Genomic DNA, 14007 nt, shown 5'->3' with positions numbered 1-14007 from the left:
AATGGCGCCCGTGGCTGGTGCGCATTTAAAAAAATGCACAAAATTCGTGCAAAAAAGCAGAGAGAGAACGTTATAAACGGGATTTGCTGTCACATTCTGTTCAGTTCTACAGCCAATGGCGGGAAACGGGGAGGATTCCATAAACAAACCAGGAACGCCGTGGTACAATCGCCGCTCCGAAAAACGGAGGACTTTCCATGTCGGTATCACCAGTAGATTTGCTTAACGCGTTCAACCAGCATTTTGGCCAGTTTCTGCCGGATGTTGCTAAATCGGCGCATGAAGATGTGCAGCAGCAAGCCAAGGCGGCTTTATCCAGCATCATCTCCAAGCTGGATCTGGTGACCCGGGAAGAGTTCGACGTGCAATTGGAAGTATTGCGCCGCACCAGAGAGAAACTGGACAGTCTGGAAAAACGCGTGGTTGAACTGGAAGCGGCTTTGCAAGCCAAGAGTGAGCAAGGCGAACAAGCCTAACGGACTTTTTTATTAACCGGCGATGAGAATTCTGTCGCCGGTCTCGTTTTAATACCTACATATTAAGCGCCTCAGGAACGAGGCTGAATTTATCCAAGGAGGGAGTATGTCACTCGCAATCGTCAATACGCGCGCCAAACTTGGCGTGGAAGCGCCGCTGGTAAAAGTCGAAGCCCACCTGTCAAACGGCTTGCCGGCCCTGTCTATCGTTGGGCTTCCTGAAGCCGCAGTCAAAGAAAGTAAAGATCGAGTCAGGAGCGCGTTACTCAACAGCGGTTTTGAATTTCCCGCCCGTCGCATCACAATCAATCTCGCCCCCGCAGATCTTCCTAAAGAGGGAGGTCGTTATGATCTTGCTATCGCCGTTGGCGTTCTGGCGGCGTCAGGGCAATTGCCGGATGAAGCGCTTGCCGGATATGAATTTTACGGTGAACTGGCGCTTTCTGGAGAACTACGGCCAGTGGCCGGTATGTTGCCCGCCGCGCTTCGCTGCGCCCAGGCTGGCGCAAAAATTATGTTGCCGCCGCAAAACGCTCAGGAAGCCAGTCTGGTGTCTGCGTTGGAAGTCTATGCGCCCGCCACCCTGGGGCAGTTGGCCGCCTTTCTGCTGGGACATGAACGCATGACGCCGATACGCCAGCAGGAGCGCGCAGCGCCAAGGTGCAAAGCGCCAGATATGGCGGACATCAAGGGCCAGTTTCAAGCAAAACGAGCGTTGGAAATTGCCGCAGCGGGCAATCACAATATGTTGATGTTCGGCCCGCCGGGAACGGGGAAAACCATGCTGGCGTCGCGTCTGGTGGGCATCTTACCCGAGCTGACGGAAATGGAAGCGCTGGAAACCGCGGCGGTTAATTCCGTGGCGGGCATTAGTCTGGATATGACACAGTGGCGACAGCGGCGTTTCAGGGCTCCGCATCATACGGCATCTGCGGTTGCGCTGGTCGGCGGCGGCTCAAATCCCAAACCTGGAGAAATCTCATTGGCGCATAATAGTGTGTTATTTCTCGACGAATTGCCGGAATTTGATCGAAAAGTGTTGGAAGTATTGCGAGAGCCGATGGAGTCGGGAGAAATTGTGATTTCCCGAGCCGCACAGCAGACTACTTTTCCCGCCCGTTTTCAGCTCATCGCTGCGATGAACCCATGCCCTTGTGGCTATTCCGGCCACCCTGAAGTGGCCTGCAAGTGCACCGAAGTGCAGGTAAGTCGCTATCGACAAAAGATTTCCGGCCCTTTGTTAGATCGTTTTGACTTGCATGTCGAGGTGCCCGCTGTCGCTATCAACGAGCTGCAACGCGCCGGCAGGTCAGAAAACAGCGCTCAAATTGCTTCGCGGGTAAACACCGCCAGACAGACGCAACTGGCCCGGGCAGGCTGCGCCAACCAATATCTGCAGGGTGAGCCCCTGGAACAACACTGTCAGTTGGGAGAAAAAGAGCGACAGTTGCTGGAGCGGGCCCTGCAAAGGCTTGGTTTATCCGCTAGAGCCTACCACCGGGTTCTGCGGGTGGCGAGAACTATCGCTGATTTATCTGGCTCCCCCCATATCCAGGCGGCGCACTTACTAGAGTCGCTCAGCTTTCGCGCTTTAGACCGGCGCAGGGAGCCCCAGAATGAGATGCCGCAGGCGAATTAAACGTTGGAGCTTCCGGGAGATTAACGCTTTTGTGGGGAAAATGGAGGCAAGTGGTTGAATTTCCTGCCAATAAGCGAGCCTCATAAAAAGAGGAGCCCAAGGGGGCTCCTAAATGGGGTTTAGGAAGACAATTTCGATCGCTTCAGATCGAATTTGCTTGACTGGGTGCATAGGCATGGCCCAGTCAATTAAATTGTACAAAAAATGCTCTAGTCTATCTATAAAGGAAAGGCGCCAGGAATGTAAACGCTTGTGAACTGAGAGCGTAAAAAGGCGTCTCGGGCCGGTTTCTGCGGGGGCGAAGAGGGTCAGGTGCCGGTATGATAGGAACTGCTGTTTATCCATGTCTCCAACTCCCTGTCGGTGGCGCTTTTCAGGCGTTTCAGGCCTGCTTTGACGTATTGTTTGGTTTGGAATACGAGCTGGCTGCTGTCGCTGAAGAACTGATCCGCAAGTAGTCCCTCTCCTGTGCGTCCGGGCGTCAGCTCGTCAGTAATGCGCTGTTCAATGCCCAGCCAGATATCCCCCAGCTTGTACCAGGGCTGTCCAGCCTGCAGCAGCTCGTCCACGTCATACTGGCCGCTGATGTGGTGGCTGGATTGCGTGAAGTAGCGCGATAGAAAGCCAAGCCGGTCGACAAAGGCCTTCTCCTTCGCTCCTGACGCCAGGCAGTGAGTGCCGATACCGCGAATCTGGGCGGCGGTTTCCATCAGCTCAGGCAATTCATTCAAAGACAGACGCGCGACGGGTTGATGGGACATGTCCAGATGTTCAAACAGAGGGCCGTTCAGAAAGTCCTTGTATAGCTTCAATAGCTGCTGAATCAGGTGGGTATGCAACTCGAAATTATGAAAGGCGCTATCCTGACGCCAGTGGTAATTCACCGTGAACCACTCCGCGCACAGGCTCTGCCAGCCCTCATCGGAGATCAATTCTCCCCGGAGCCGCTGCACTTCCTGTAAGTCTTTGAGTACATAGGGTTTGATGGCGGCAAGGCGAATTTCGAAGAAATCGTCGCCTCCCAGTATGGCCAGCGTGGCGCCGCGATGCTGCTGAATATGGGTGATCAATTCCAGCAGTTGCTGGCATAGCTCCAGGCAGCGCTGCCGGGCTTGGTGCCGTTCATAGGCTTGGCGGACTTTAGAAATAGATATGTTCATCTTCCATTTTAATTATTAGCTCTATGGTTGATGTTTCCGGTACTGCAATAGCCGGGGTTACTATCTCCAGCCCAAGCAATATAAAGGCCAAGGAGTCTCTTGATCTGGTCGCCGTTCATGGAGCGTTAGATCATCTATCTTTAAAGCTTAGCTTAAAGCCCATGGTTTCGGGTGGCTAAGACCAATGCTTTTGTTTTGGCTTCTGCGAGGCGCCTGACCAAAGTTGTGCGTTGCTCATCCAGTGGAAATGAAATGCGCTTATGTTTTGCTCCATTTTGGTGCGATCTGGTGAGGCAAGGAAGCTGAAGTACCCTGATGGCGCAAGAATAGGGGAGGTTTCGGTGCGTTATTGCCGGGACTATTTGTGCTGAGCTGAGGCGGACGCACATGAAAAATGAGGCGATAAGTCGTTGCGTGTTTTTTATACGGAGCCTATCATTCCAGCCCCTGTTTTCCGATGATGGCGATAGCGTTTCCCTCATTGGTGTGACCAGACTTTCCTGAAGCAGTTAGAGTAACGATTTAGAGTAGCTATGGATAATCAACATTTACGCCCCATTCGCAGTTTTGTTATTCGAGGTGGGCGTATGACGACCTCCCAGCAAAAAGCGTTTGACCGCTTATGGCCGGAAAAAGGTCTGGCTGTGGAAAACGGCCTGCTGGACTTGGAAAGCGCGTTCGGCCGCCGCTCGACGGTAGTACTGGAGATCGGTTTCGGTATGGGGCGGTCGCTGGCGGAAATGGCCGCCAATGAGCCCGATGCCGATTTCATTGGCGTTGAAGTACACAAGCCGGGCGTCGGCGCCTTATTGCGACATATGGAGGAACAGTCCCTGGAGAATATCCGTATTTTCTGGGATGACGCTAACGAGGTGATTGATAAATGCCTGCCGGACGCTTCGCTTGATCGCGTGCAACTGTTCTTTCCCGATCCTTGGCATAAGAAACGTCACAATAAGCGCCGGATTGTGCAGTTGGAGTTTGTACAGCGAATTCGCGCCAAGCTGAAGAGCGGAGGCGTATTCCATATGGCGACGGATTGGGAGCCTTATGCTGAGCACATGATGGAGATCATGAGCGAAGCGCCGGGAATGGAGAATATTGCGGGAGTGGGGCAGTTTTCACCGCGCCCTGACACTCGCCCCGTCACCAAATTTGAGAAACGTGGCGAGCGCTTGGGACACGGCGTTTGGGATCTCATGTTCCGTCGCGTCGACTGACATTGCGCAAGGGGCGTTACGAGCGCCCCTGGTTTCAGTTGGATTTCACCGTCGCTTCCCGGTTGATTCTGATACGCAGGAAGTGCATCAGGCGAGTCAGCAGAAAACCAACCCCTGTGATCAGCAAAAGAAACTTCAGGCTGGCGAAATAATAGGCCGCGGCAGTCAGCTGGGGATAGAGCCAGCCACCCAGTACAAAGCCTAAAGCGAAGTTCTCAACAGCATCGCACATCCCTGCAATCAAAAAGCCCACTGTAAACAAATGCTTGAGGTCGCTGTCCGCGCCCCGCGACAATGCGCAAAGCAGCACGGTGTAGGCGACCAGAAAGGGAAAGTCCAGAATCAGGCTCCAAGTCGCCCAGAACTGTCCCTCACGACCCCATGAGTTGAGGATGAGTTCTGCTCGGAATGGATTTTTGGCCAGTTCGAAACTGACGAAGCCCCAGGGCGCGACGTCGTTTTGCAGGTGAGGGTGTATCCAGAAAATCAGTCCGCCAAAAAGAACAGTGGCGGCGAGACTGAAAGCAATGCGGTTTTTCTGCGACGGGTGAGGGTCGTCCATAGGTAGAAACCTGTATTATCCGGGGAGTGTCCAGTGTAAAACAAAGCTGTCGAGTTGGGCTAGTCCATAAAATGAGTTAAAACAGCGTTTAAGTGGCGATAGCCTAATTCTGTGCACTGTAGTCTGTCAGCCTGCAGCCAGCCTTTTTGTCGCGCTTCGCTCAGTTGCGGCTCCAATAGAGAGACGCCAACGCCAGTGCGTCGCAGCAGGAGTTCTTCCTCCACGCCTTCCCGTAATCTTAGCGCATTCATCAGAAAGTCCACGCCAGCCTCATGGGCCGGCGTTATCTCTTCCCCCGCCGTATAGTTGTCGATGCGGCTGAGATAATGCTGCGGCAAGCGGGTTTTCCAATAGCGGATAACATCCCCGGAAGTTCCTGTCAGTTTGCCGTGAGCGCCGGCGCCAATGGCCAGGTAGTCGCCAAAACGCCAGTAATTGAGATTGTGTCTGGACTCTTTTCCTGTTTGGGCGAAGGCGGAAATTTCATACTGGTTATAACCAGCTTGAGCTAAACGTTCGCAGCCGTTCTCATGGATTTCCCAGAGGGTATCGTCCTCCGGTAATTGGGGCGGATGGCGGTAAAACTCGGTATTCGGTTCAATGGTCAGTTGATACCAGGACAGATGTGTGGGGCTCAGGCTAATCGCTGTGTCCAGGTCCTCCATTGCATGCTGAAGGGATTGTCCCGGTAGTCCGTGCATCAGATCCAGATTAAAGTTATCGAATCCCGCCTGGCGGGCTTTGTGCACGGCGCGGATGGCGTCCTCGCCGTTATGTATGCGGCCAAGCGTCGTCAGTAACTCAGGCTGGAAGCTCTGTACGCCCAGAGACAGGCGATTAACGCCGCCTTGAAACAGGTCTTTAAACTTAGCCTCGTCGACAGTTCCTGGATTGGCTTCCAGCGTGATCTCAATGTCGTCATGGAAGCCCAGTCGCCGGCGCGCGCCATCAATAATCGACGCGATAATGTCGGGGGAGAGCAGGCTTGGGGTGCCGCCGCCAAAGAAAATGGAGCCAAGTGTTCTTTTCCCGCTGGTCTGTTCCAGACGGAAGATTTCTGTATCCAGATCGCTTAAGAGCGCCTGTAGATATTCCCGTTCAGGCAGCTCTGATCGGGCGGTGTGAGAATTAAAGTCGCAATATGGGCATTTACGCACGCACCAGGGGATGTGAACGTAAAGCGCCAGGGGCGGCGTATGCAGCCCCGGCGTCAAAATATCAGCCATACAGGCGAGTCAACTCCGCAACCAGTTGCGCCATCGCCTGGCCGCGATGGCTGAGGGCGTTTTTCTGCTCCGGTGTTAATTCCGCAGAAGTGCACTGTCGGTCAGACAGCCAGAACAGTGGGTCGTAGCCGAATCCGCCGCCGCCGCTCGCCTGCTCTGCAATAGAGCCCTCCCAGGCGCCGTGACAAATAATCGGGACTGGGTCGGATTCGTGACGCATAAAGGCGAGTACGCAGTGAAAGCGCGCGGTTCTGGCGCCAGTAGGCGTATTCGCCAGCAACTGCAGCAGCTTGGCGTTATTATCCTGATCCGAGGCGCTTTCGCCCGCAAAGCGTGCGGAATAGATGCCTGGCGCGCCTTGTAAGGCGTCCACTTCCAGGCCGGAATCGTCCGCCAGAGCCGGCAGGCCGGAGACGGCCGCCGCATGACGGGCTTTAAGAATGGCGTTTTCGATGAAAGTCTGTCCGGTTTCCTCAATAGAGGGAATGTTCAGTTCTTTCTGAGAGACGACAGTGATGTCGAGGGCGCCGAGCAATCGGTTCAGCTCTTTGATTTTGCCGGCGTTATTGCTGGCTAGTACGATCTTTTGCATGATTTAAGATAAGTCTAGGTGCGTCGGATAACTGTTCCCGGGAATTATTCCGGGAACAGTTCTTGATTAAAGCGCAGAGAAAAGGGCCCCTGATTGGGATCAGCCTGAATTTCCAACTGGAAGGTCAATACTTCTCCCTGGCTGTACCAGAATTCAGCGATTTGATAGAGCGCTTCGCCTTCATTGATCCGGCGGAACTCCAGGTCTCTGCTTTGCTGCACGGGGTTGTTCACCTTGCCGCGGATAAACGCGGAGACGGCGCGCAGGGAGCCATCTTCCTGCTTTTTCAGCACGGAAATATTCACAAAGCCGGTGGACTTACTGCGAGGCAGCTCATAACGGGTCGCCACGTCAGGGTCTAAGATGGTGGTGGGAAGAGCGATATAGTGTATTTCATAATCGCCGAAAACTTCTTTTTGCTCAGCCAGAGCCGAGCGACTGGCCAACGCCAGTAAAATTAAAACGAAAGCGCAGCTGTAAATAGAGCGAAAGAGTTTTGCGAATGTTTTCATACGAGCCTCACCGTGTAACGTGGTAGATAGCGATCTGTCCCAATAAGTTTGGCCAAAGCTGATTCAGCCAGTTGGTCCGATGCTCGTCGTCCACTACGGTCCTGTGCAGAATATGGATGTTCTTTTGGTAGCACAGCTCCTCAAAATCCTTGAATGTGCACAAGTGGATGTTGGGCGTGTTGTACCAAGTATAGGGTAAGGTCCTGGATACCGGCATCTGGCCTTTGCGGGCCAGATAGTAGCGCAGTCGCCAGTAGCCGAAATTGGGGAAGGTGATGATGCATTCCTTGGCCAGGCGCAGCATTTCATCCAACAGCACATCCGGCTGTCTGACCGCCTGTAGCGCCTGAGTCATCACCACCATGTCGAAACTTTTGTCCTTGAAGTTGCTCAGGCCTTTACTGTCCAGGTCCTGTTCAATGACGTTGACGCCTTTGCGCAGGCACTCCGTGATATTCTCACTGCTGATTTCCAGACCATAGCCGCGCACTTGCTTATGGGTTTGCAGATAGTCCAAAAGCGTTCCGTCGCCGCAACCAAGGTCGAGCACTTCGGTGCCGGGCTGGACCCAGTCTTTGATAATGGATAGATCAGCGCGCATGGGAGATCTCCTTCGCCACGCGACCCATAAAGCCATAGAAAACATCCATATAGCGTTGGGTCGGTATCAAAAATGCGTCATGGCCATGAGGGGAGTCCACCTCTGCGTAGCTGACGGACTTCTTGGCTTCCACCATCGCGTTGACCAATTCTTCTGAACGATCAGGAGGGAAGCGCCAGTCGGTGGTGAAGGACACCACCAGATATTTGCATTTGGCTGGCTCCAGGGCCTTGCTGAGGTCGCCATCGTGCGCCCGCGCCGGGTCAAAATAGTCCAGGGCGCGGGTCATGAGCAGATAGGTGTTGGCGTCGAAGTTCTTGGAAAAGCGTTCGCCCTGGTAGTGCAGATAGCTTTCTACTTCAAACTGTACGTCCAGCAAGCCGAACTTCAGTGTTTGGGCGCGCAGGTCGCGGCCGAACTTCTCACCCATGGAAGCGTTGGAAAGATAGGTGATGTGCCCAACCATTCGCGCCAGCATCAAGCCTTTATCTGGATAGGTGGTGTGCTCGCCATAGCGGCCTTCATGGAAGTTCGGGTCAGATGTAATGGCCTTTCTGGCCACTTCATTGAATGCGATGTTCTGTGCGGACAAACGTGGCGTGGAGGCGATTACCGCGGCGTTATGAACGCGCTCGGGGTATTCGATGGACCATTGCAGCGCTTGCATGCCGCCTAAACTGCCGCCGATCACCGCCGCCCAGTGTGGAATATTGAGGCGATCAGCGAGCATGGCCTGGCTGCGAACCCAGTCCTGTACGGTGACGACCGGGAAGTCAGGACCGTAGGCGTTGCCGGTTTCCGGATTAATTGACGCCGGGCCAGTGGAGCCTGCGCAGCCGCCCAGGTTGTTCAGACTGATGACAAAGAACTTATTCGTATCTATGGGTTTGCCGGGGCCTATACAGGAATCCCACCAGCCTGGCTTGCTGTCTTCCATGGAATGATAACCCGCAGCGTGATGATGGCCGCTGAGGGCGTGACAGATCAGCACCGCGTTGGAGCGGTCTGCGTTCAACTCCCCGTAGGTTTCGTACATCAGTTGAAAGCTGTTCAACTGCTTGCCGCATTCCAGGGTGAGAGGAATATCGAATTGAGCGACTTGCGGCGTGACGATCCCGACAGAGTCAGGTGGGATGACCTCTGGCATTAGTGCGTACTATTCCTTTCAAAAACACATGCTAAGTGGCGCAGTCTATTAATCAATCCAGCGGATAGCAATAACCAACCCAGGATGGCGAGGGAGAATAAGAAAACGGGAGACAGCAGGCGGAGTAAGATGCGCCGCGCGAGCTGGACTCACGCGGCGGATGATGGGGCGTATCAGCGTTGCATGCCGGGAAGGCTGACCACCTTCTGCGTGAGCATTTGTGGAGCGGGGCGACGCAGCTTGCGCTGTATCTGTTCCGCTTCCTGAATCTCCTGATTGATTTCCTCCATCATGCTCACAATGCGCTTCACCTGGCTGCGGGTGTCTTTGGCGGTTTTCGCCAAGTCTTTCAGACGACGAATCTGGTGCTCCAGCAATTGCTTTTGCTCAATGGTGTGCTGCAATATCGGCAATAGCGCCTCTTGAGGCCAACGGTCCGATTCCTTGTGAATTTCTTCATACAGGCGTCGAGCTTCGCTGACGATAACCGTAAAGAAACGCTTCACCACCACCGTCTGCTCGGAAACCAGAGTACGCGGATTGCGGCGGAATTTATCCGCGCGCATCTTCAACCCTTCCAGCTCCCGGATTTGCTTGGTAATGGTAAATGGCGCGGGGCGTAGATGGCTTGAGCGCGCATCATTGGCGTAGCGCTGATAGATAGAGCCCACCATTTTCTGAGCCAGCCTGGCTTCATGGTTGAGGTTGCTGATGTCGTTTTCGATTGCATGGAAGAAGCCCGCCATGGCGCGGCCCATGCCAATCGTCGTCCAGCTGTTGATCAGCTCATCACGCGTCTTTTTGGCGTGGGATTCGAAATGCTCCAGATTCACCAGATTATTCAGAATCATTGCCTGCGACTTCATCAGGCGACGACTGGAGCGCAGCGTAAACAGCTTTTTGTAATAAAAGTTGTAGTCGTCCTGAGTTTTGTCAGTCAGTTCGCGCAGGAAATCCGCGCTGACGCCTTTGCTTTCGTACTCTTCCAGCTTCTCCTGATAGGTGGAGTAACGGGATTGCAAAATGGCCTGGCTGGTCTGCAGCATACCCAGCACGTCGTTCACCACATTGTGGGTGATTAGCCGTTCTTTCTGGCCCAGAATGCGGTCGGTAAGCAGCGCCTCCAAGTCGTCGAGGCGGCTGCTGCGCAGCTTCTGCTCATCGCCCTTGATGCGTCCGACCAGCGCCTGTTTGGCGGAGAGCAGCAGCACTTCTTCCGGCTTAAGGCCCAGTTGGTCGGCGGTTTTAGACTGCACCTTGGCGATAGCCTTGTTGGTGTGTTCCTCGCCCTGAATATCGTCCCAGAGTACGTCGATCTTGTTGAGCACCGCAAAACGACCGGCGCGGTGATCGGAGTGTTCGGTGAAGATGTGGTTGGTCCAGATCTCCATATCGCTGGCGGTAACGCCAGTGTCCGCGCCGAGCATAAAGATGACGGCGTGGGCGTTAGGAATCATGCTGACGGTCAGTTCTGGTTCGGAGCCCAAGGCGTTGAGCCCAGGGGTGTCCAATATGCGCAGCCCCTGCTGCAGCATGGGGTTTTCCAAGCTGATCAGCGCATGGCGCCATGCTGGAATGATCGCCATGCCTGGGCGGCTGGGGTCGCGTTCCAGTGAGCCTAGCTCAAAGCCCAAACGGCGGGCTTCTTCAAAACTGACTGTACGCGTGCGCGCCACTTGGTCCAGCGACTCGCGCATGGATTCCGGCGTAGTCATGTCCAGAGGGTAATAAACCCAGTGCTCCTGGCTGCGCTTGTAATCCGCCAGGGACTTTTCTTCGCTACGGGTCTCTATGGGCAGCAGCTTGAGGTAAGAGCCTCCGTCGCGATCATAGAACAGCTCGGTAGGACACATGGTGGTGCGCCCGGCCTGAGAAGGCAGCATGCGCTGACCATACTCGGCGAAAAACAGAGCGTTGATCAGTTCGGTCTTGCCACGGGAGAACTCGCCGACGAAAGCGATAGTGAGGTTGTCCTCATGCAGTAGCTGAGCGCAGCGCTGCAGTTTCAGCTCCAGATCGTCGGAGTTCAGCTGATTGGTGCGCAGCCAGCTTTGATAATGGGCGATCTCCCGGATCAGGGTGTTCTTCCACTGGTGATAGGCTTCGACGTGATAACTTAGTCCACTGCTCATATTGTTGTTTCTCGCTCTGACCCTAAGGTTGCCATTATATGGGATTCCGTTGGCGCTGCTGTGTCCGTGTTGGCGACTGCGAATGATGAAAATTTGTTCAGGTTCGATTTTGTATCGGGTAGCTTTGGAAAATCAAGCGTTTATATTGCGAAAAGGACATCAAACCGTCATGTAACGGTTTGTTGTCATATGTAGGGTTTTAGTAGCTTTGGGACGTCCGTCAAGTTTTGCACGCGAATGCGCTTTTGACGGCTGCTTTCACCGGCGAGAATTTGCACATCTTGTTGCTTGACGCCGCAGAGTTTGGCGAGAAAACGGACAAGCTGCTGATTGGCGCGACCCTCTATAGGCGGAGCGCTTATTTTGATTTTCAGTGCGTCGCCATGAATGCCGACGATCTCATCTTTTTTGGCTCCCGGCTGTAAATGACAATGCAGAATGAGCGTTTGCTCATCCTGCAGGCTGACGCAGCGCGGTGTGGCCGGATCAGGCAATGGACAGCGCCCGGCTAATCACGAACAGCAGCAGTAATACGACCATGGGCGACAGGTCCAGTCCGCCAATTGGCGGCATGATTTTGCGCACGGGACGCATCAACGGCTCGGTAATCTGATGGACGAGCTGTGCGCCTGGGTGATAGCTGCCCGGAGACACCCAGCTGATAATGACCATGATAAAGATGGCGAACTGATAGATGTTAATGACGCTTTTAATCATCATCAGTACGGCGCTCGTCACAATGAGTCCCAGCTTGGCGACGATGAGAGACAAGGGAATCAAGTGGACGACGATAATCAGGATGATTGAAAGCAGTAGCGCCAGCACCAGTGAGGCGAAATCCAGGCCTTTCCAGCCAGGAATGACTTTTCTGAGCGGCAACAGCAACGGGTTGGTGGCCTTGACCACGAACTGGCTGATCGGGTTGTAGAAATCCGCCCGGGAAACCTGGAGGATAAACCGCATCAGCACCACGCTTATGTAGAACATCCCGATGTAATATGTGACTTCTAACAAAATTTGTAACATAGGCTTTATGTCCGTCTGGAAGTTGCTCTAGCCGCCTGCAAGAAAAAACAATTCACTCACGACCGTCAAGAAGATTATTCCGGTGCGCGCTCTCCACTTAATTCATAGGATCTCTCCCAAGCTTTGCGGATAGCGGTTTTCACCATCGCTTTCATATCCTGCTCCTCAAAGCTTTTGATCGCTTGTTCCGTCGTGCCGCCGGGAGACATGACGCGCTTTTTCAGTTGCGCGGGGGACTCATCACTACGCGTCGCCAGCTCGGCGGCGCCGCGCATGGTTTGAATCGCCAATGTTCGGGCGCTGGTCGGGTCCAGACCCAGCGAGGCGGCAGCCTCTTCCATCGCTTCCATAAACATGAAGCAGTAAGCAGGACCGCTTCCGGATAAAGCCGTGACGGTGTGTATGTCCTCTTGTTTCGACGTCCAGGCGACAATGCCGACTGCGCTGAACAGGTTGTCTGCAATCTCCCGCTGGGCGTCGCTGACGCGGGGATTGGCGTACAGCCCGCTGGCGCCCAGGTGCACCTGGGCCGGCGTATTTGGCATGCAGCGCACTACTGGCAGGTCACCTCCCAACCAGGTTTCAATTTGCTCGCAGGAAACGCCTGCGGCGATGCTGACGATGAGAGGGCGACGCTGTTGTACGGCCTTCGCCAATCCCTCGCAGACCACCTGCATGACCTGTGGCTTTACGCACAGGATCAGCGCGTCGCAGTCCGCCATGAATTGCTGGTTGTCCGTGCTGGTCGCGATGCCGAACGCGTCTGCGGCTTCTTTTAACTCATGCTCGGCAGGCGCGGTCGCGGCCAGTCGGTTCGCCGGGTAGCCATTGGCTATCAGGCCTCCAAGTATCGCTCGGGCCATATTGCCGGCGCCGATGAAGGTAAGCTGTGGGTGTTCTTTCATAGTGTTCTCTTTGCGGATACGACTATCGCCAACTGTCTTAATAATGTTTGTGATGGCGGATTTAAAGTGCAGGCGGATAAAATCCGCTGATTTCGCTGCATTTTAGTAGTTTCTGGCGCCAAAGATGGCGGAGCCGATGCGAACGATGGTGGAGCCGGCGGCTATGGCCGCCTCCATGTCATCGGACATCCCCATAGATAGAGTGTCTACACTATCGAAGCGGCTTTGCAGCGCAGCAAAATGGCGACTCAACTCCTTGAAGGTGGCGGCCAGCGCTTCTTCATCCTGAGTCGGGTCAGGAATACACATCAGGCCTCTCAGGCGCAGGCCGGGCAGAGCGCTGATAGTGTCCGCCAGAGAGGCGACCTCATCTGGCGATACGCCCGACTTGCTGCTTTCGTCATTAATGTTGACCTGAATACAGACGTTTAGCGGGGGCGTCCCTTCTGGGCGCTGTTCTGACAGACGGCGGGCGATTTTCTCCCGGTCCACGGTATGCACCCATTGGAATAACTCCGCCACCAGGCGGGTCTTATTGGACTGCAATGGGCCGATGAAATGCCAAGTGATGGAGAGGTCGCTTAACTGGGCGATTTTATCCTGGGCTTCCTGCAGGTAATTTTCGCCGAAATCTCTCAGTCCCGCGTCATACGCGGCCCGAACGACATCGGCCGGCTTGGTTTTGCTGACTGCGAGCAACGTCACGGAATCCGCCGGCCGGGCCGCGGATTTTGTTGCATTTTGTATTCTTTGGCTTACTGTTTTGATGTTGTCTGCTATGCTGAACATATTATTTCTATCAATAGCTT

General features: G+C 54.4%; 15 protein-coding genes. 3 read left to right on the top strand and 12 right to left on the bottom strand.

What is annotated here, in order from left to right:
• The first annotated feature begins 197 nt into the window (after positions 1 to 197).
• Both EUZ85_RS30510 and EUZ85_RS30505 read left to right on the top strand, forming a co-directional pair.
• Positions 198 to 476, top strand: a complete 279-nt coding sequence (locus EUZ85_RS30510; protein ID WP_127973842.1) for an accessory factor UbiK family protein — start codon at positions 198 to 200, stop codon at positions 474 to 476.
• A 106-nt stretch (positions 477 to 582) separates the two neighbouring features.
• Complete coding sequence (locus tag EUZ85_RS30505) at positions 583 to 2115, top strand: YifB family Mg chelatase-like AAA ATPase (protein ID WP_127973841.1); 1533 nt, start codon at positions 583 to 585, stop codon at positions 2113 to 2115.
• Between the two features lie 308 nt (positions 2116 to 2423).
• On the opposite strand, the gene EUZ85_RS30500 is transcribed toward EUZ85_RS30505, so the two are convergent.
• A complete protein-coding gene (locus EUZ85_RS30500) occupies positions 2424 to 3275 on the bottom strand; it encodes a hypothetical protein (RefSeq protein WP_127973840.1) in 852 nt (283 codons plus the stop codon).
• 533 nt (positions 3276 to 3808) lie between these two features.
• Between EUZ85_RS30500 and trmB the strand changes: the two genes are divergently transcribed.
• Positions 3809 to 4495 (top strand): tRNA (guanosine(46)-N7)-methyltransferase TrmB, encoded by a 687-nt coding sequence (trmB, locus tag EUZ85_RS30495; RefSeq protein WP_127973839.1) that lies wholly within the window; start codon positions 3809 to 3811, stop codon positions 4493 to 4495.
• A gap of 34 nt (positions 4496 to 4529) precedes the next feature.
• Here the strand turns inward: trmB and EUZ85_RS30490 are convergent, their stop codons facing one another.
• From EUZ85_RS30490 to EUZ85_RS30440, 11 genes are all read right to left on the bottom strand, one after another.
• On the bottom strand, positions 4530 to 5057 hold the full coding sequence (locus EUZ85_RS30490; protein WP_127973838.1) for a hypothetical protein: 528 nt from the start codon (positions 5055 to 5057) through the stop codon (positions 4530 to 4532).
• Between the two features lie 59 nt (positions 5058 to 5116).
• Complete coding sequence (gene hemW / locus EUZ85_RS30485; RefSeq protein ID WP_127973837.1) at positions 5117 to 6283, bottom strand: radical SAM family heme chaperone HemW; 1167 nt, start codon at positions 6281 to 6283, stop codon at positions 5117 to 5119.
• The gene (locus tag EUZ85_RS30480; protein ID WP_127973836.1) at positions 6276 to 6875 is read right to left on the bottom strand and encodes an XTP/dITP diphosphatase; all 600 of its coding nucleotides are present in this window, start codon (positions 6873 to 6875) and stop codon (positions 6276 to 6278) included. The genes hemW and EUZ85_RS30480 overlap by 8 nt, the downstream gene beginning before the upstream one ends.
• A gap of 44 nt (positions 6876 to 6919) precedes the next feature.
• Positions 6920 to 7387, bottom strand: a complete 468-nt coding sequence (locus tag EUZ85_RS30475; RefSeq protein WP_241566901.1) for a DUF4426 domain-containing protein — start codon at positions 7385 to 7387, stop codon at positions 6920 to 6922.
• A gap of 7 nt (positions 7388 to 7394) precedes the next feature.
• Complete coding sequence (gene metW, locus EUZ85_RS30470) at positions 7395 to 7988, bottom strand: methionine biosynthesis protein MetW (RefSeq protein ID WP_127973835.1); 594 nt, start codon at positions 7986 to 7988, stop codon at positions 7395 to 7397.
• The gene (locus EUZ85_RS30465) at positions 7978 to 9135 is read right to left on the bottom strand and encodes a homoserine O-acetyltransferase (protein ID WP_127973834.1); all 1158 of its coding nucleotides are present in this window, start codon (positions 9133 to 9135) and stop codon (positions 7978 to 7980) included. The genes metW and EUZ85_RS30465 overlap by 11 nt, the downstream gene beginning before the upstream one ends.
• 173 nt (positions 9136 to 9308) lie before the next feature.
• A complete protein-coding gene (locus EUZ85_RS30460) occupies positions 9309 to 11267 on the bottom strand; it encodes a dynamin family protein (RefSeq protein ID WP_127973833.1) in 1959 nt (652 codons plus the stop codon).
• A 185-nt stretch (positions 11268 to 11452) separates the two neighbouring features.
• Positions 11453 to 11761: a DUF167 family protein gene (locus EUZ85_RS30455; protein ID WP_127973832.1), complete on the bottom strand. Its 309-nt coding sequence runs from the start codon at positions 11759 to 11761 to the stop codon at positions 11453 to 11455.
• Positions 11754 to 12293 carry a YggT family protein gene (locus EUZ85_RS30450; protein WP_127973831.1) on the bottom strand — a complete coding sequence of 180 codons (540 nt, stop codon included), beginning with the start codon at positions 12291 to 12293 and terminating at the stop codon, positions 11754 to 11756. The genes EUZ85_RS30455 and EUZ85_RS30450 overlap by 8 nt, the downstream gene beginning before the upstream one ends.
• 74 nt (positions 12294 to 12367) lie before the next feature.
• Positions 12368 to 13198, bottom strand: a complete 831-nt coding sequence (proC, locus tag EUZ85_RS30445) for a pyrroline-5-carboxylate reductase (RefSeq protein ID WP_127973830.1) — start codon at positions 13196 to 13198, stop codon at positions 12368 to 12370.
• Between the two features lie 102 nt (positions 13199 to 13300).
• A complete protein-coding gene (locus EUZ85_RS30440) occupies positions 13301 to 13987 on the bottom strand; it encodes a YggS family pyridoxal phosphate-dependent enzyme (protein WP_127973829.1) in 687 nt (228 codons plus the stop codon).
• Between the last annotated feature and the right edge of the window lie 20 nt (positions 13988 to 14007).

This window comes from Hahella sp. KA22 (assembly GCF_004135205.1).
Taxonomy (GTDB): domain Bacteria; phylum Pseudomonadota; class Gammaproteobacteria; order Pseudomonadales; family Oleiphilaceae; genus Hahella.
Note: the sequence above shows the minus strand (reverse complement) of the source record. Positions and strands in the feature narration are given on the sequence as shown.

What these genes read in the sequence shown, in the direction of transcription:
- EUZ85_RS30510 (WP_127973842.1), top strand. Translation starts at nt 198, where the DNA reads ATGTCGGTATCACCAGTAGATTTGCTTAACGCGTTCAACCAGCATTTT.
- EUZ85_RS30505 (WP_127973841.1), top strand. Translation starts at nt 583, where the DNA reads ATGTCACTCGCAATCGTCAATACGCGCGCCAAACTTGGCGTGGAAGCG.
- EUZ85_RS30500 (WP_127973840.1), bottom strand. Translation starts at nt 3,275, where the DNA reads ATGAACATATCTATTTCTAAAGTCCGCCAAGCCTATGAACGGCACCAA.
- trmB (WP_127973839.1), top strand. Translation starts at nt 3,809, where the DNA reads ATGGATAATCAACATTTACGCCCCATTCGCAGTTTTGTTATTCGAGGT.
- EUZ85_RS30490 (WP_127973838.1), bottom strand. Translation starts at nt 5,057, where the DNA reads ATGGACGACCCTCACCCGTCGCAGAAAAACCGCATTGCTTTCAGTCTC.
- hemW (WP_127973837.1), bottom strand. Translation starts at nt 6,283, where the DNA reads ATGGCTGATATTTTGACGCCGGGGCTGCATACGCCGCCCCTGGCGCTT.
- EUZ85_RS30480 (WP_127973836.1), bottom strand. Translation starts at nt 6,875, where the DNA reads ATGCAAAAGATCGTACTAGCCAGCAATAACGCCGGCAAAATCAAAGAG.
- EUZ85_RS30475 (WP_241566901.1), bottom strand. Translation starts at nt 7,387, where the DNA reads ATGAAAACATTCGCAAAACTCTTTCGCTCTATTTACAGCTGCGCTTTC.
- metW (WP_127973835.1), bottom strand. Translation starts at nt 7,988, where the DNA reads ATGCGCGCTGATCTATCCATTATCAAAGACTGGGTCCAGCCCGGCACC.
- EUZ85_RS30465 (WP_127973834.1), bottom strand. Translation starts at nt 9,135, where the DNA reads ATGCCAGAGGTCATCCCACCTGACTCTGTCGGGATCGTCACGCCGCAA.
- EUZ85_RS30460 (WP_127973833.1), bottom strand. Translation starts at nt 11,267, where the DNA reads ATGAGCAGTGGACTAAGTTATCACGTCGAAGCCTATCACCAGTGGAAG.
- EUZ85_RS30450 (WP_127973831.1), bottom strand. Translation starts at nt 12,293, where the DNA reads ATGTTACAAATTTTGTTAGAAGTCACATATTACATCGGGATGTTCTAC.
- proC (WP_127973830.1), bottom strand. Translation starts at nt 13,198, where the DNA reads ATGAAAGAACACCCACAGCTTACCTTCATCGGCGCCGGCAATATGGCC.
- EUZ85_RS30440 (WP_127973829.1), bottom strand. Translation starts at nt 13,987, where the DNA reads ATGTTCAGCATAGCAGACAACATCAAAACAGTAAGCCAAAGAATACAA.